Source organism: Arthrobacter sp. zg-Y895 (genome assembly GCF_020731025.1).
GTDB lineage: Bacteria > Actinomycetota > Actinomycetes > Actinomycetales > Micrococcaceae > Arthrobacter_B.
Window position 1 is genome coordinate 745,045 of sequence record NZ_JAJFZY010000003.1, and the last position, 15,798, is coordinate 760,842.

Annotated in this window: 14 protein-coding genes; 6 read left to right on the plus strand and 8 right to left on the minus strand. The window is 68.9% G+C overall.

What is annotated here, in order from left to right; translation table 11 throughout:
- Positions 1-4: 4 nt before the first annotated feature.
- Positions 5-601, minus strand: coding sequence for a TetR family transcriptional regulator (locus LJ760_RS05280; protein WP_227920269.1), 597 nt, complete (start codon positions 599-601; stop codon positions 5-7).
- Between the two features lie 95 nt (positions 602-696).
- A complete protein-coding gene (locus LJ760_RS05285) occupies positions 697-1,851 on the minus strand; it encodes a glycosyltransferase family 9 protein (protein WP_227920271.1) in 1,155 nt (384 codons plus the stop codon).
- 192 nt (positions 1,852-2,043) lie between these two features.
- Here LJ760_RS05285 and LJ760_RS05290 point away from each other — a divergent pair, with 192 nt between their 5' ends.
- The 3 genes from LJ760_RS05290 to LJ760_RS05300 are packed head-to-tail and all read left to right on the plus strand — an operon-like array spanning position 2,044 to position 5,938.
- Entirely contained in the window at positions 2,044-3,486 is a 1,443-nt protein-coding gene (locus tag LJ760_RS05290) for an aldehyde dehydrogenase family protein (RefSeq protein WP_442860633.1), read from the plus strand.
- On the plus strand, positions 3,483-5,045 hold the full coding sequence (gene rfaE2 / locus LJ760_RS05295; RefSeq protein WP_227920274.1) for a D-glycero-beta-D-manno-heptose 1-phosphate adenylyltransferase: 1,563 nt from the start codon (positions 3,483-3,485) through the stop codon (positions 5,043-5,045). Before LJ760_RS05290 ends, rfaE2 begins: the two co-directional genes overlap by 4 nt.
- Positions 5,042-5,938, plus strand: coding sequence for a glycosyltransferase (locus tag LJ760_RS05300; protein WP_227920276.1), 897 nt, complete (start codon positions 5,042-5,044; stop codon positions 5,936-5,938). The genes rfaE2 and LJ760_RS05300 overlap by 4 nt, the downstream gene beginning before the upstream one ends.
- A 4-nt stretch (positions 5,939-5,942) precedes the next feature.
- Here the strand turns inward: LJ760_RS05300 and LJ760_RS05305 are convergent, their stop codons facing one another.
- The 5 genes from LJ760_RS05305 to LJ760_RS05325 form a co-directional block, all read right to left on the minus strand.
- On the minus strand, positions 5,943-6,305 hold the full coding sequence (locus LJ760_RS05305; protein ID WP_227920278.1) for a hypothetical protein: 363 nt from the start codon (positions 6,303-6,305) through the stop codon (positions 5,943-5,945).
- Positions 6,306-6,381: 76 nt separating this feature from the next.
- Positions 6,382-6,936 (minus strand): hypothetical protein, encoded by a 555-nt coding sequence (locus LJ760_RS05310; RefSeq protein ID WP_227920280.1) that lies wholly within the window; start codon positions 6,934-6,936, stop codon positions 6,382-6,384.
- Between the two features lie 59 nt (positions 6,937-6,995).
- Positions 6,996-8,354: an MATE family efflux transporter gene (locus tag LJ760_RS05315; protein ID WP_227920282.1), complete on the minus strand. Its 1,359-nt coding sequence runs from the start codon at positions 8,352-8,354 to the stop codon at positions 6,996-6,998.
- A gap of 10 nt (positions 8,355-8,364) precedes the next feature.
- Positions 8,365-9,654: an MFS transporter gene (locus LJ760_RS05320; protein WP_227920284.1), complete on the minus strand. Its 1,290-nt coding sequence runs from the start codon at positions 9,652-9,654 to the stop codon at positions 8,365-8,367.
- Positions 9,651-10,583, minus strand: a complete 933-nt coding sequence (locus LJ760_RS05325) for a DUF4031 domain-containing protein (RefSeq protein ID WP_227920940.1) — start codon at positions 10,581-10,583, stop codon at positions 9,651-9,653. The genes LJ760_RS05320 and LJ760_RS05325 overlap by 4 nt, the downstream gene beginning before the upstream one ends.
- Before the next feature lie 175 nt (positions 10,584-10,758).
- Here LJ760_RS05325 and LJ760_RS05330 point away from each other — a divergent pair, with 175 nt between their 5' ends.
- Together LJ760_RS05330 and LJ760_RS05335 are read left to right on the plus strand one after the other, a co-directional pair.
- A complete protein-coding gene (locus tag LJ760_RS05330; protein WP_227920941.1) occupies positions 10,759-11,883 on the plus strand; it encodes a WD40/YVTN/BNR-like repeat-containing protein in 1,125 nt (374 codons plus the stop codon).
- On the plus strand, positions 11,861-12,211 hold the full coding sequence (locus LJ760_RS05335; protein ID WP_227920286.1) for a MoaD/ThiS family protein: 351 nt from the start codon (positions 11,861-11,863) through the stop codon (positions 12,209-12,211). The genes LJ760_RS05330 and LJ760_RS05335 overlap by 23 nt, the downstream gene beginning before the upstream one ends.
- A gap of 93 nt (positions 12,212-12,304) precedes the next feature.
- On the opposite strand, the gene LJ760_RS05340 is transcribed toward LJ760_RS05335, so the two are convergent.
- On the minus strand, positions 12,305-13,096 hold the full coding sequence (locus LJ760_RS05340; RefSeq protein ID WP_227920288.1) for a LysM peptidoglycan-binding domain-containing protein: 792 nt from the start codon (positions 13,094-13,096) through the stop codon (positions 12,305-12,307).
- Positions 13,097-13,774: 678 nt separating this feature from the next.
- Here LJ760_RS05340 and LJ760_RS05345 point away from each other — a divergent pair.
- The gene (locus tag LJ760_RS05345) at positions 13,775-15,772 is read left to right on the plus strand and encodes an APC family permease (RefSeq protein ID WP_227920290.1); all 1,998 of its coding nucleotides are present in this window, start codon (positions 13,775-13,777) and stop codon (positions 15,770-15,772) included.
- The last annotated feature ends 26 nt before the right edge of the window (positions 15,773-15,798 follow it).

The following is a 15,798-nucleotide window of genomic DNA, read 5'->3' on the forward strand; positions in this document are numbered from 1 at the left end:
GCAGCTACTGGGACGGAAACCTGTCAGCGAACAGGCTCAAGAGTTGGCGGGTCAGCGCATCGAGCACCATCTCGTGCCGCTCCTGGTGTCCCCGGACGTAGAGGAAGTAGAAGTTGCGGTCCAAACTCATCATGAAAGTCACGAGATGGGTCTGCAGCTCTTCCCGCTCCTGTTGCGAGGAGCAGGAGCGGTAGAGCCGCTCCATTGACCCGCTGACGCGCCGCAGCATCCCGAGCCACTCGTCCGCCACCGCCGTGTCTGCGGCCATGGCCTGCTCCATGGCCGCAAATTCGATTGCGTACCGCGACCAGAGCCCTTTGGTGTCTACCAGCCACCCGCGGAGGGCGGCAAAATCGTGCTGCGGCAGCTCATCCAGCGCGCGGTAGCCGTCCGTGATTTCCTGTTCAATGTCCCGCATTTTGGCCATGACCAGTTCAGGCTTGTTCCGGAAATGCAGGTAGAGGTTGGCGCGGCTGCCGCCGGCGGCAACCGCGATCTGGTTCATGCTGGTCGCGGTGAACCCCTGCTCCTGAAACAACTGCATGGCGGTGTCAATGAACCGCTGCCGGGTTTCGCTCCGTTGCTGCTCGCGCAGATTCACCGGCGGCCCACCGTACGGCAGGGGACGCCGTCGGGCTGCAGCCGCGAGGCCGGATACCAAATGTGCATACCCCGACCTTAGCGGGCTTCCCGAGCCTACCCGAGCAGCTGGTCGACGTCGGCCCACACATCTGCGGTCCGCACTTCCGCCACAAACGAGTCATCGTGTTCGCACCGCTCGGCAGTCCAGCCGACCTGGGTGACGTCTGCCTTGCAGACGGGACACTCCGACACCCAGGACATGTGCACCCGGTGCCGGGTGCGGCCCATCGCCCCGGCGTTGACGACGTTGCCGAACCAGTAGATCCCCACCGTGGCGGCTCCGGCCGCCTGCGCCAGATGCCGGGGCCCGCTGTCATTGCCCACCATCACCGCACTGGCCTGCAGCAGGGCCCCGAGCGTGCCGATGCCCAGTTCGCCGGCGAGCGAGCGGACGGGGGCGTCGGGTCCGGCCTCGGCGAGCGCAAGGTCCACGACGTACTGCGCGAGGCTCCGGTCGGCGTCGTCGCCCACCACCACAACCTGGCAGCCCCGGGCGACGGCACGCACCGCCACCTCCGCGAAGCACGACGCCGGCCACCTGCGCCGCGGGTCCGTGGCCCCGGGGTGCAGGGTCACCAGGTTCCGGCCCGGCAATACCAGGGCCCGCGCCGCCGCTGCCTCTTCGGGCAGGACGGGCAGCTGCGCGTCCAGGCTGACGGGGGCTGCTCCGGCGAGCCCGGCCACTTCCAGCGCCCGGAATACCTCGTGCTGGTAGTAGATGTAGGGAATGCTCCGCTCCAGGGCGGCGGCATCGGGGGTGCGGGTCCCCACCGTGTGCCGTGCCCCCAGGCGGAGCAGGAAGGGATTCGAATTCCGGCCGCCGCCGTGCACCTGTACGGCCAGGTCAAACCGCTCCCGCTGCATCCGGGCCAGGAATGCCTCAACGGCCTCCGGGTCCTCCGCTCCGGAGGCAATGCCGGGGGCGGCGGGCAGGACCTCCACCCGCTGCACCGGCCCGGGCCGGTTCGTCAGGAGGGCGGCGTGCAGCGCAGTGCCAAGCAGCGTGATGGACGCGGACGGATATGCGGCGGCGAGAGCTTCGACCGCCGGCAGGGCGAACATCAGGTCTCCCAGCCCTCCGCCGCGCAGCACGGCGATTTTCTGCACCTCCGGAAAGGGTGCGGCCAGGGGGCCGACGCCGCGGACAAGCCCCGGCCGGTCGCTCCGGGGGTACAGCGGCCCGCGCTGTTCCGTGGTCTTCTGCTTCATGGGGCTTCCTTTCGCCGAGGACCTGCGTGCCGCGCCGGTCTGCCCTGTGGGCACTCACCTTAGGTGCTGGCGACGCCGGACCCAAGGGAGGTGTTTACTCCATGTGAGCGGGGCCCGCACCTGCTTTCCGCGCCTGTCTGAACCCGCCGGAAACGGGGTATGGGAGCTATACAACGCGCGACAAGGAGCAGCATGTCCACCACCATTCAGCCGCCGGTCCCCCGGTCCGCCTCCCCGATGCACCCCACCGGTTCCCCCGAGCCGCTCACCATTTGCGATCCACGGGACGGAACGCTGGTGGGTCGGGTGGAGCAGGACGGACGGGCCGGCATCCGAGCCGCCGTGGCCGCAGCCCGCGGCGCCCTCCCCGGCTGGGCAGGCACCGCCCCTGCAGAGCGGGGGCGCCTCCTGCACGCCGCTGCCGCTGCCCTGGAGCTGCGGGCCGCCGAACTGGCCGAGTGGAACACCCGTGAGACCGGACGGCCCGCGGCCGAAGCGCTTGCCGGGGTGCAGGCCGGGGTGTCCACGTTGGAGCAATACGCCGAACTTGGCCCTGTGCACCGGGGGCTCAGCCTCCGCGGTGCGGCACTCGCTGCGGACTACACGGTAGCCGGGCCGCGCGGCGTCGCCGTGGTGCTGACCCCGTGGAACGACCCGGTGGCCGTTGCCGCCGGGTTGATCGGCGCGGCGCTGGTCACCGGAAACACGCTGATTCACAAGCCCAGCGAGCGTTCTCCCCACACCGGGAAACTGCTCGGGGAGATCCTCGCCCCGGCGTTCCCCGCCGGTGTCCTGACAACGGTCACCGGCGGCCCGGACGTGGGTGCCCAACTGACCTTGGAAGCAGGGGTGGACGTCCTGGCACACGTGGGTTCCAGTGCGACGGGTGCGAGGATTGCCCGGGCGGCTGCCCTGACGGGAGCCCACGTCATCCTCGAGAACGGCGGCAATGATCCGCTGCTGGTTGATGCAGATGTGGATCCGCGATGGGCGGCCGGACAGGCAGCTGTCGGGGCATTCAGCAACAGCGGCCAGATCTGTACCGCGGTGGAGCGCATTTACGTTCACCGCAACATCGCGGATGCGTTCTGCGCCGAGCTGATGGCCGAAGCGCGGCGACGAAACCGAGGGCAGGCGATGGCGCCGCTGGTGGATACCCGGCTCCGCGATACCGTGCACCAGCAGGTAACCCAGGCGCTGGTCCGCGGCGCGACGGTTGCGGAGGGCGGCGCGTTACCGGAAGGACCCGGAGCCCACTACCCCGCTACCGTCCTGCTGAACTGTTCGGCGGGGATGGAGGTCTTCGACGCCGAAACGTTCGGCCCCGTGGCCGCCGTGCAGGTGGTGGACAGCTTCGACGAAGGGCTCGCCCTGGCCGCTGCGGGATCCTACGGGCTGGCCGCCACGGTCTTGACGGGCAGCATTGCCCACGCTCAGCAGGCAGTGGCTGCCCTGGACGTGGGCACCGTGAAGATCAACGCCGTGTTCGGCGGCGCCCCGGGCGGCTCGGCACAGCCCAGGCGTCGGAGCGGCCGCGGCTTTGGCTACGGCCCGGAACTGCTGGACGAGTTCTCCCTCGTAAAGGTGGTCCACGTCGGCTCTCCGGGCACCGCCTCACCGGGACTGCCGGAGTGACGGACTTCCGGAACCCCGGGGAGGTCCGCAGCCTCGCTCCGGGGCTGCCGGCTCGTCTCGCGGCCGCCTCCCTGTGCATAGCGGTCATCGGCGATGTGATGCTGGACGGCTGGTGGTCCGGGGTCACCGAACGGTTCTGCCGCGAGGCTCCGGCTCCCGTGGTGGATGTGCAGCGGAAGAACTACGCACCCGGCGGTGCGGGAAACACGGCCATGAACCTGCAGGCGCTCGGAGCACGGGTCCGGCTCGGCGGACTGACCGGCAGCGACGCCGCCGGTGACCGGCTGCGCGGCATCCTGGCGGAGGCGGGCGTGGACCTGCGCGGCATGGTGCGGCACCCCGACGCGCAGACCGCCACGAAGGACCGGATTGTCGCCGCGGAGCAGGTACTGTTCCGGCTCGACGACGGCGGGCGGTTCCCGGCCGAGGCAGAAGACCTGCTGGCGGCCTCCGTCCCTGCACTGCTGGAGGGCGCCGATGCATTGGTGGTCTGCGACTACGGCACCGGGCTGCTGCACGGGGCCGTCCGCGACGCCCTGGTGGCACTGCGCGGCGGCCGCCTCACCGTCGTGGACGCCCACGACGCCGCGGGCTGGGCCGATCTGTCCCCCGACCTGGTCACGCCGAATGCCGCCGAAGCCGCGCATCTGCTGGGCGGGCCCAGGTCACTCGGGCCGGACCGGGCCGCAGCGGTTCGCACCTATGCGCAGGATCTGCTGGCCGCCGCCGGCGCGGCAGCGGCAGCCGTCACCCTGGACCGTGACGGCGCGGCCGTGATCGGCGCCGACGGCGGGTTCCACCGCACCTGGGCGCGGCCCGCTGCCGAAAAACAGGCGTCGGGAGCAGGCGACACGTTCGTTGCCTGCCTGACGCTCGCCCGGGCCGCAGGCCTGCCGCTGTCCACCGCCGCGGACCTGGCGCAGAACGCCGCCGATATTGTGGTCCAGCGGCCCGGCACCTCCGTCTGCAGCACCGCCGATCTGGAAAAGCATCTGGACAGCTTTGCCGACACGGCGCTCAGCCAGGCGGATCTCCTGGCCCGGACCGCCGTCGAACGGGCTGCCGGGCGCAGGATTGTCCTGACAAACGGCTGTTTCGACGTCCTGCACCGCGGGCATACCCGGTACCTGAACCAGGCCAAACAACTCGGCGACATCCTGGTGGTCGCCCTGAACAGCGACTCGTCCGCCCGCCGGCTGAAAGGACCGGGCCGTCCCATCAATCCCGTCCATGACCGGGCCGGGATCATTGCCGCGCTCAGCTGCGTGGACTACGTGACCGTATTCGACACGGACACTCCGATTCCGCTCATCCGGGAGCTGCGGCCGGATATTTACGCGAAGGGCGGGGACTATTCCGCCCAGATGCTGGCTGAAACCCCGGTGGTGGAGGAATGCGGCGGCCGGGTGCTGATCCTGGACTACGTCTCCGACCACTCCACCACTGCCCTGGTGTCCCGGATCCGGTCCGGCGGCACCGGGGAGACTGAGGGAAACCCCGCGGGCGGCGGAGGCTCAGAAGCAGCCGCAGGCGGGAACGGCCCCGGGGACCCGCCGTGACGCGCCGCTGGTCCGGGGACTGGGCCCGGCCACCCGATTCGGGCAGTGCGGCAGAGGTGGACGTGCTGATTCCGACCCGCAACCGGCCGGCCGAACTCGCGGTCACCCTCGCCGGGCTGGCCGCGCAGGACGGGCCGGACTTCGCCGTCGTCATCAGCGACCAAAGTACCGATGTTCCGTCCTGGAACCATCCCGCCGCCGAAGCGATGGTCCGGGTCCTGCAGGCGCAGGGCCGTCCCGTCCGGCTACTGAGGCACCTGCCGGCCCGGGGGCTGGCGGAACAGCGGCACTTCCTGCTCGGGCAGGCCGGCGCTCCGCTGGTCCTGTTCCTGGACGACGACGTCTGGCTGGAACCGGACATGCTGGCCCGGCTGACGGCTGCCCTGACGGCGTCCGGCGGCGGGTTTGTGGGGGCTGCCGTGCAGGGGCTGTCCTATCTCGCCGACCGGCGGCCCGAGGAACAGCAGCCGTTCGAGGTCTGGGAGAACGGACAGGTGCAGCCGGAACGGATCCGCCGCAACCAGCCGGGTTTCTCGCGTTGGACCCTGCACAATGCAGCGAATCTCGCGCATGTGGCGTCCGGCCTCGGAATCCCTCCGGGGCAATGGCGCCTGTACCGGATCGCCTGGGTGGGGGCCTGCGTCCTCTATGACCGGCAGGCCCTGCTTGCGTGCGGCGGCTTCGGGTTCTGGGATCAGCTGCCGCCCGGGCATGCCGGGGAGGACGTGGCAGCCCAGTGGCGGGTGATGGAGAGGTTCGGCGGCGCCGGAATGATTCCCTCCGGTGCTGTGCACCTGGAGTCGCCGACCACGGTTACCGACCGGTCCGCTGACGCTGCCGAGCTCATCCTGGGCACCGGCGGGTGCGACCCGTCCAGCGGACGGGAGATCTAGCTGCTCAGGCGGTGGGATCCGTGGGCCGGGGCGAATCGTCCTGATCCGTTGCGGACGGGGTCGGCTTGCCCACGTTTCCCGCACCGCCCGGAATCTTTGCCGAACTGCGGTGGACACCCGAGCCCTGGCTGAGGTGCTCGGGGTTCGGCTTCTCCGTCATCAGCAGCAGCGAAGAGACCAGCAGCGACGCGATAAACGCAATGCCGACGGCAATGAGCCCGAGGTCGAACCTCAGTTCCTGCTCCGCTCCCCCGGTGGCGAAGATCATGGTGGCAATGCCGGCAATCAACGCCAGCACGGCAGAGAAAATCAGCGGTGCCTTAACGGAGTTCCGCCTCTGCGGTCCACCGGTTGAGCTGTTCGCCACTATGATTGCCTCCTGCTGCGTTGGGGTGGCGCGGATCGATGCGTAAATGCACCGCGCGCGTTACCTAGTTTACGGCCTATGCCCGCTCGTCCACGGCTGCACGGGAATCATGCCGGACGCCCAGGGCGGAAATGGCCACGATCACCGCAATGATGATCGCCGCGCCACCGGTCACGCCAAGCAAGGCGCGGACACCCAGGCTGTAGACGAGCGGCACCAGGATGCCGGCCGCCAGGGCGGCGGCACCGGTGATCAGCCAGTCACGGGCCGGCAGGAAGTCGCCGCGGTTCCGGACCCAGAGGATGAGTTCGAGGACTCCCCCGAGGATGAGGGCGGCGGCAGCCGCTGCCCGGAATGCTTCGGCCGAGGCGAAGACCAGCGTGGCTGCACCGGCCAGAACGTAGGCGGCGGCTTCAACCAGCAGGAAAGCCCGAACGTTGCCGTGTCCGCGTGCCGCGGCGAGCATGGGCCAGAGTGCGACGCCGGTGAGCAGCAGGTAGGTGCCGCCGGCAACCACCAGGACGGGCTCGGTGGGGTCCTGCCAGAACACGGTCAGCACGCCGTAGACTGCCGCGACCATTGAACGGACCAGCATGGGTCCCCAAGGTGCTCCGGGATTGGATCCGCCCACTGCAGAGCCTCCGCTTTCACTTTTGCATCATTTCGGTGGCCGGTTGGCCACCGTCAAGCTTAGTCGCTCCCCGCTCCGGACCGGGCACCGGTCACCATCCAGGCGTCCCGCCGGGTCCGCCAGGACAGGGTGATTCCGCGTGCGCTCATGTAGCCAAGGGCGAACGCCGCCCACAGCCAGGCGATCCCCCCGGCGCCGGACAGGCCCGCAGCGTGCACCCAGATCAGCAGCGGCAGATAGGCGGCCAGGTTCAGCACGCCGGTAAGGGCCAGGTATTTGGCGTCCCCCGCGCCGATCAGCACTCCGTCCAGCACAAACACCAGCCCGCAGATCGGCTGGGAGACCGCGAGGACCCAGAGCCCGGCGGTCATGGCCTGCTGCACACCGGCGTCGCTGGTGAAGAGCACCCCTGCCACCGGCGCCACCAGCGCCAGCAGCGCCCCGGTAATGACGCCGAACCCCACACCCCAAACGATCATCCGCCGGGTCAGCGCGCGGGCCGTCACGGTATCTCCGGCGCCCAGTTCCTTGCCGATCATTGCCTGTGCCGCGATGGCCAGGGCGTCCAGCGCGAACGCCAGGAAGGTAAACACAGTCATGACCAGCTGGTGGGCCGCGAGGGATTCCGGTCCCTGCGCGGTGGCGACCAGGACTGTCGCGAGCACCGCGGCACGCAGGCTCAGCGTCCGCAGCATCAGCCACGACCCCACGTGCGCCGTCGCCCTGATTCCCGACACCGCGGGCCGCAGGGAAACCCCCTGGGAGCGTGCCATCCGCGCCACCGCGATCAGGTAGAACACCGCCATGCCCCACTGCGCGATGCTGGTGCCCAGGGCCGATCCCGCCACGGACAGGGAGAACCCGTAGACCAACAGGTAATTCAGCCCGATGTTCACGGCGAAGCCGGCCGTGGCCACCACCAGCGGGGTGCGGGTGTCCTGCAGCCCGCGCAGCACGCCCGTGGCGGCCAGGACCACCAGCATCGCGGTCAGGCCGGGCATCGAAAAGCGCAGGTAGTCCACGGCGTAGCGGTGCACGTCACCGGTGGCGCCCATGGCACTGCACAACTGTGGAGCGAAGAGGTACCCCGCGGTCGAAAGCACGGCGCCCAGCAGGACGGCCAGGGCAATGCCGTCCCTTCCTGCGGCGAGCGCCTCAGGCTGCCGGTTGCCGCCGAGGTAGCGCGCCACCGTGCCGGTAGTGGAATAGGCCAGGAAGACCATCAGCCCGACGGCGGTCTGCAGCACCGTCGACGCGAGGCCGACACCGGCCAGCTGGGCCACGCCGAGGTGGCCGACAATAGCGGAATCCGCCAGCAGGAAAAGGGGTTCGGCAATCAGAGCGCCCAGCGCCGGGAGGGCCAGGGCCAGGATCCGGCGGCTGAGCCGCCGGGAGGAAAGGTCGGCTTCGGTCTTCACACCTTCCAGCCTACGTTTTACGTCCGTTGTCCGGTGCCGCTGCCGCGGGGTCCGCCGTCCCGGCGCCGTCGTCGTTGCTGCGCAGGACCAGGACGGCCGCCAGTGCCGCCGCCAGCAGCAGCACACCGACAAAAAGCACCAGGAACTTCCAGCCGCCCTGCTGGAAGTAATAGCCGCCCACCCAGCCCAGCAGGCTGGACCCGGTGTAGTAGAAGAGATTGTAGAGCGAGGAGGCCTGTGCCCGCCCTTCCCGGGCGAGTAGCGGAGTCCAGCCGGAGGCAATGGAATGCGCGGCGAAGAAACCGGCGGTGAAGACCAGCAGTCCGGCCACGATGGCCGGAAGGTTCTCGGCCAGCGTCAGGGCAAGACCCACCGCCATGGCACCGAGGGACAGCAGCAGCACCGGCTTCCGCCCGCCGCGAAGCCGGGCCGCCAGGGTGCCCGCGGCCCGGGAGGACCAGGTGCCGGCGAGATAGGCGAGGAACAGGGAGCTGGCCAGGCTCTGGGGCAGCCCGAAGGGCGGCTCGCCCAGCCGGAAACCCAGATAGTTGTAGACCGCCACGAACCCGCCCATCAGCAGGAAGCCCTGTGAATACAGGACCAGCAGCCGCGGGCTGCGAAGGTTCGCCGCCAACCGCGCAGCCAGGCCGTGTCCGGAGGCGGCACGGCGGACGGGCACAAAACCGTGCTGGCGGGGTGCTGTGAGCATAAAAACTACTGCGGCTCCGGCTGCCAGGAGGCTCACCGCGGCTACACCCACCCGCCAGTTCACCAGTTCCGCCAGGGGTGCGGCCAGGATCCGACCCGCGAGACCGCCGATGGTGGTGCCCGAAACGTAGGTCCCGGCCGCCACTGCGGCATGCAGCCTGCTCACTTCCTCGCTGAGGTAGGCCAGCGCCACCGCCGGAATCCCGCCCAGGGCCGCCCCCTCGAGGAAGCGGAGTCCCAGCAGCATCGGCAGATTGGGGCTCAGCGGAACGGCCAGGCCCAGCACCACTGCGGCCAGGATCGCCAGGCGCATGGCCGGCAGCCGGCCGAATCGGTCCGCGGCGGCGGACCAGGGAATCACTGTGACGGCGAGTCCGAGGGTGGCTGCGGAAACCGTCAACGCCGCCGACGAGGCGGAGATACCCAGATCGGCAGCGAGTTCGGGCAGGACTCCCTGCAGGGAGTACAGCTGGGCGAAGGTCGCCACACCGGCCGCGGCCAGTCCCACCAGGACGCCGCGGTAGCCGGGGCTGCCGCGCCGGTGCCCGGTGAACTGGCCGCGGAAGCCGGGCGCGTCATCGCGTCTCGTCATGGCTGGTCCGTTGCCGCGTCCGTGGCCGGGGCGGCGGGCGCCGTCCGCGATGCACCGGACGGGTCACCCGCCAGTTCCGCGGCCAGGTTGCGGCGGGCCCGTTCCTCCCAGAGCTGCCGTCCGGCGGGCGTCCGGTAGAGCGGATCGGCTGCGACAAGCCGCCGGACCACCCGGCGTCGTCCGGCAGTGAAGTCCTCGGCTGAAAGGTGCGCGTACTCGGCGCGGACCGCCTGCAGGTAGGCGGCATACCCCGCTGGGTCGCGGGCCAGCACTGCCAGGTCCGCGTCCGTGAGCAGCGCTCCGTTGGCGTCCGCTGCAGCCGGATCATGGCTGGCGGTCAGGCGGACCAGCCGTGCGCATTCGGCGGTCTCGGCGGCAGTCACGCCCGCGCCGGAGAGCAGCTGCTCAGCCAGCCGGGCCGAGGCGCCCTCATCGGCACCGGCCCGGCCGGTGTACACGGCGTCGTGGAACCAGGCGGCCAGGGCCACGGGGCGGGGCACTTCGCCGCCGGCAAGCAGGTCCAGGGCCTCCAGGACCTGCAGCAGATGCCGGCGGTCGTGGTAGCGGCGGTGCGGTTCATTCCAGAGTTGAAGCAGGTGTTCGCCCAGCTCCGGTGTCCCGGGCAGCAGCCGGTTCCACCGGTGGCGCAGCGGGGCGGCAAGGGCGGAAGGGCGCTCCCTCGCCGGGATCCGGAGCCCGCTGGAAATGAGGATGCGGACCAGGTCGCCGCAGCTGACCGGCACGGCCCCCAGCGACACGAGCGCGTCATAGCGTTCCCGGGGCACGTCGTAGTGGTCGCCGTCGAACGCCCGGTCCGAGATGCCTGCCTCCCGGGTGAACGCGTGCAGCTCGTCCAACCCGGAGTTGGAGATCAGGTGCGAGAAGAGGGTGTTGTGCGCCGGCCACATCGGCGGATCGATGTAGATCATGGACGCCGGGTTTCCGGCTGCAGCAACAGCATCTTGTATGTCTATCGCACCCGGGGCAGCAATTTCCATGCGGCGGCGCATCCGTCGGGCCGCCGGGCAGCCGGTCTTTGCGCAAACCCTTGTTCCGGGGACCCCCCGGTGCTGGAATAACCGCATGGATGCCGTGCCCGAGGCCATGCCCGCCGCCGAACCCGCCGCCAAACCCGCTGCCGCATCCCCCGGCGCCTCCACCGTGGTCGCCATCGGAACCCGCAAGGGCCTGTGGCTGGCCACGAGCCCCGACCGCCGCAACTGGGAGCTGCGCGGGCCGGAATTTGCGATGACGGAGGTCCCGTCCCTGGCCTTTGACGCCCGCAGCGGCACCCCGCGTCTGCTGGCCGGTGTGCGGTCCGAGTGGTGGGGCACCAATGTCGCGATTTCGGACGACCTGGGGCGGACCTGGCAGGAACCCGAGCAGGCGGCCATTGCCTTTCCGGAGGACACCAGCGCCTCGCTGGAGCGCATCTGGCAGCTGGCGCCGGACAGCGCGGACCGGCCGGGCGTTGTCTGGGCGGGCTGCGAACCGATCTCCGTGTTCCGCTCCGAGGACGGCGGCAAGCACTTCGAACTGGTGCGGGGGTTGTGGGACCACCCGCACCGCACCCAGTGGGGCGCCGGCTACGGCGGCCCGGCCGCCCATACGGTCCTGCCGAGCCCGAGCGACGATTCCGTCCACGTGGCGATCAGCAGCGGCGGGGTCTACCGCTCCGATGACCGCGGGGAGACCTGGGACGCATTCAACACCGGCATCATCGCGGACTTTATGCCGGAGAAATATCCCGCGTTCGGGCAGTGCGTGCACAAGGTAGCCCGGGACGCGGGCAACCCGCAGCGGCTATACGCCCAGAACCACGGCGGGGTGTACCGCAGCGACGACGCCGGCGGACAGTGGTTGTCCATTGCGGACGGCCTTCCCGCGGATTTCGGTTTCGTGATGCTTGCCCACCCCACCCGCCCGGATACCATCTGGACCATTCCGCTGGGTTCGGCGGGGGAACGCAATCCGCCGCAGGGCCGCCCGGCGGTATACCGCAGCACCGATGCAGGCGGGAGCTGGGAGCGGTTCGACGCCGGCCTGCCCGCCTATGATTTCAACGCCGTGCTCCGTGATGCGGCCGATGTGGACGACGCCGATCCCGCCGGCATCTACTTCGGCACCCGCGGAGGCGAAGTCTATGCCAGCGCCGACGAGGGCGAGACCTTCAATCTGGTGGCCGCCAATCTTCCGGATGTGCTCTGTGTCCGCGCAGTTGCGGCCTGACGCTCGCGGCCGCGGCCACGGGTGCGCCGACGTCGAGCTGTTGCTCCCTGCGGCGCTGGCCGACGCCGCGGACGGACGGCGCCTGTTGACCCTTCGCCCCAGGCCTGGCGAAGGGACACCGGAAAACACCACCGTTGCGGATGTCCTGGCGCTCCTGCAGTCCGATTTCGCGGGCGTGTACCGCCGGATCTGCGACGAGACCGGGGAGCTGCGCCGCTATGTGAATCTGTACCTGGACGGCGATGACATCCGGGACCTGGACGGTGCTTCCACCGTGCTGCCCGCCCGTGCGGAACTGCTGGTCCTGCAGTCGATCGCCGGCGGATGAGGATAGTTAAAAGGGAACGGGCGCTTTACGCATTTCGCGTAAAGCGCCCGTTCTGCTTCGATCTCCGCACTAAGGCGGAACATCTACCGAAGACTAACCCATGCCGAACAAGGCCGGCCGCTGCAGGGGCTGACCGGTGTAGATCAGGTCCTGGTGGATAACGGTGTCCAGGTTGGCGTTGTACAGCGCCTGCCAGCCGCCCTCGATGCCAAGCTTCTCGGCGATCTCGGAGAGGGTGTCGCCGGCCTGGACCACGTAGGTCTCGCCGGACAGGGCCGGAGCCGGGGTCTGTACCGGAGCAACGGCCTCAACCGGGACGCTGGTCGGTGCCGGAGCAACGGTCTGCGGCTGTACGTAGGTCTCGACCGGAGCGGCCTCGACCGGAGCGGCTTCGACCACCGGGGCGGGCTCGGTGTAGGTCTCAACCGGAGCGGCTTCGACCACCGGGGCGGGCTCGGTGTAGGTCTCAACCGGAGCGGCTTCGGTGACAGGAGCCTGCTCAACCGGAGTCTGGGCTGCCTGCGGGTTGGCAGTAGCGCCGGTCATGCCCAGCTTGGCGGTGCAGGCAGGCCAGGCGCCGGGGCCCTGTGCTGCCAGGACACGCTCAGCCACGGCAATCTGCTCTTCGCGGCTGGCATTAGCTGCGTCGCCGGTGCCGCCGAAGGCTGCCCAGGTGCTGGGGGTGAACTGCAGGCCGCCGGAGTAACCGTTGCCGGTGTTGATGGACCAGTTACCACCGCTTTCGCACTGTGCGAGGGCGTCCCAGTCCATGGAGGCTGCGTTGGCCGGAGCGGCCATTCCTGCAAGGCCTGCAGCGCCAGCACCGGTGATGGCGGCGGTAGCCAGGCCACGGCGGACGATACGACGGATCTTCTGGTTCTTCATAAGTCTTTTGCTCCCATGGGTTCCACCTGCGCTCGTCCCGTCCCCGGGCGTCTGCACGCCGTCGCCTTCCCCAACTTGATAGAGGTCTTCGTCGATGCCACGCAGCGGCGACGTGCAGTGGACGCGTGGCATCAGGCTTACTGGTTTGAGGCCGCACCAGGATTGGTGCCGGCCGCCGCCGACTTCGATCCAGTCAGGCGGTCCAGCCCTCGATCAGGGCCTTAACCAACGTAGGGAAGTCTTTTATCGAGATCAAATCGAGATCAAGTATGCACGAATCGTTATCTTTTCCAGATCCGCGTAAATAAGCGCGAGAAGTACAATCAACACCCGTTTTTGTAGATTCCGTCACATATTCGGTTTTGGCGTTTAGGACCCGTTTTCCGTGATCCGGGTCATCTCCGGGCAGTGAGGAATGCCACCAAAACGACGGCGGCAGACGCCGTGCGGCCGTCCGCCGCCTGCAGCTTCTTGCCGACACTTGCTCCCCGCCCCATGTGCGACAGGCATACCGTTATTCAGGGTGCCTCTGATCAGGCTCCGGTGATCGCGCCGATAATGGTGCCCGGGTTGCGGCAGGTGCCGGGGAGCCAGCCGCGCCCCGGCCCGGGAAGGGCACTGCCGCCGCGTTTTTCCACTTCTGGACAGTGCAGGCGGACCGGTCTAACGTTGGTCCTCGTGCTCACATTCTTCAATGCGCTCAAACGCATTCTGGTCGGGCGTCCTTACGGCAACGAACGGCTCTCGCACACCCTCCTCCCCAAGCGGATTGCGCTCCCGGTTTTCGCCTCGGACGCCCTCTCATCTGCTGCCTACGCGCCCGATGAGATTCTCCTTACCCTGGCGCTGGCCGGCGTCGCTGCCGTGACCCTCTCCCCCTGGGTGGGGCTGGCCGTTATTGTCGTCCTGCTCACGGTGGTGGCGTCCTACCGCCAGAACGTCCATGCCTATCCGTCCGGCGGCGGAGACTACGAAATTGCGAGCACCAACCTGGGCAAGCCCGCCGGCCTGACCGTCGCCTCCGCACTGCTGGTGGACTACGTGCTCACCGTCGCTGTGTCGATGTCCTCGGCGGCGTCCTACCTTGTGACGGCCATCCCCGCACTGCACGGCACCCAGGCCACCATCGCCGTGATCGGGGTGGCCGTACTGGTCCTGGTGAACCTGCGCGGCATTCGGGAGGCCGGCGCCTTATTTGCCGTACCCACCTACATCTTCATGATCTCCGTACTGGGCATGTGCCTCACCGGCTTCCTCCAGTTCCTCAGCGGAGACCTCCGCCAGGCCCCCTCGGCGTCCTTCGAACTGGTGCGGGAATCCGGTTTCGACGAAGGGCTCGTAGGACTTGCCGGCGTCCTCCTGCTGCTGCGGGCCTTTTCCTCGGGCGCAGCCGCACTGACCGGCGTTGAAGCCATCAGTAACGGCGTCCCCACGTTCCGCAAACCCAAGAGCGCCAATGCCGCCACCACCCTGTTGCTCCTGGGCGTGATTTCCGCGGCCATGATCGGCGGGATCATCGCCATGGCCAACCTCACCAAGGTCCATGTAGCCCAGGACCCGGCCACCCAGCTCACGTTCAACGGTTCCCCCGTGGGCGAGGACTACGTGCAGCATCCGGTGATCAGCCAGTTGGCGGAGACCATCTTCGGCGATGGCAGCATCGCGTTCTACCTGGTTGTGGCCGCCACCGGGCTGATCCTGGTCTTTGCCTCCAACACCGCATTCAACGGCTTCCCCGTGCTGGCCTCGATCCTGGCCAAGGACGGGTTCCTCCCGCGCCAGATGCGCACCCGCGGGGACCGGCTGGCGTTCAGCAACGGCATCATTTCGCTCGGTCTGGGCGCCCTGGTGCTCGTCGTGGCCTTCGACGCCGATGTCACCCAGCTGATCCAGCTCTATATTGTCGGGGTCTTCGTTTCCTTCACCGCCAGCCAGCTGGGTATGATCCGGCACTGGACCGGCAAGCTGCGCACAGAGCGGGACAAGGACGTACGACGCCGGATGCAGCGTTCCCGGGCGATCAACTCCCTCGGCTTCGGCATGACGGCCCTGGTGCTGCTCATCGTCATCATCACCAAGTTCACCCACGGCGCATGGATTGCCCTGCTGGCCATGGCCGTGCTCTACGTGATCATGTACAGCATCAGGGTCCACTACGACACGGTTGCCCGCGAGCTGGCGCTCAGTGCTGACGACCACGGCCTGGCCCTGCCCTCCCGGGTCAATGCGGTGATCCTGATTTCGCAGGTCCACAAGCCTGCCCTGCGGGCAATTGCCTATGCGCGGGCATCCCGTCCCTCCAGCCTGAACGCGATCATTGTGGATCTTGATCCGGAGGACACCCGCCGCACGCTGGCTGACTGGGAGCGGCTGCAGATTCCCGTGCCGCTGACGGTCCTTTCCTCGCCGTACCGCGAGACCATCTCCCCCGTGCTGGCGTACCTGCGCGATGCCCGGCGCAACTCCCCGCGGGAACTGTTCGTGGTCTACATTCCGGAGTACGTTGTGGGCCGTTGGTGGGAGCAGTTGGTGCACAACCAGACCGCCCTGCGCATCAAAGCCCGGCTGCACTTCGAGCCGGCCATCATGGTTGCCTCCGTGCCTTGGCAGCTGGCCTCGAGCCACGATGCCCACGGAGAGCCGGCCGGCGGTCCCGGCGCCTCAAACCGGGGCTAGGCGCACCGCTCGGGCCAGGGCCTAAG

Bases quoted from the DNA above. Each gene is read 5' to 3' on its own strand.
- LJ760_RS05285 (WP_227920271.1), bottom strand. From the start codon at position 1,851: ATGAAGCAGAAGACCACGGAACAGCGCGGGCCGCTGTACCCCCGGAGC.
- LJ760_RS05290 (WP_442860633.1), top strand. From the start codon at position 2,044: ATGTCCACCACCATTCAGCCGCCGGTCCCCCGGTCCGCCTCCCCGATG.
- LJ760_RS05320 (WP_227920284.1), bottom strand. From the start codon at position 9,654: ATGACGAGACGCGATGACGCGCCCGGCTTCCGCGGCCAGTTCACCGGG.
- LJ760_RS05325 (WP_227920940.1), bottom strand. From the start codon at position 10,583: ATGATCTACATCGATCCGCCGATGTGGCCGGCGCACAACACCCTCTTC.
- LJ760_RS05330 (WP_227920941.1), top strand. From the start codon at position 10,759: ATGCCCGCCGCCGAACCCGCCGCCAAACCCGCTGCCGCATCCCCCGGC.
- LJ760_RS05340 (WP_227920288.1), bottom strand. From the start codon at position 13,096: ATGAAGAACCAGAAGATCCGTCGTATCGTCCGCCGTGGCCTGGCTACC.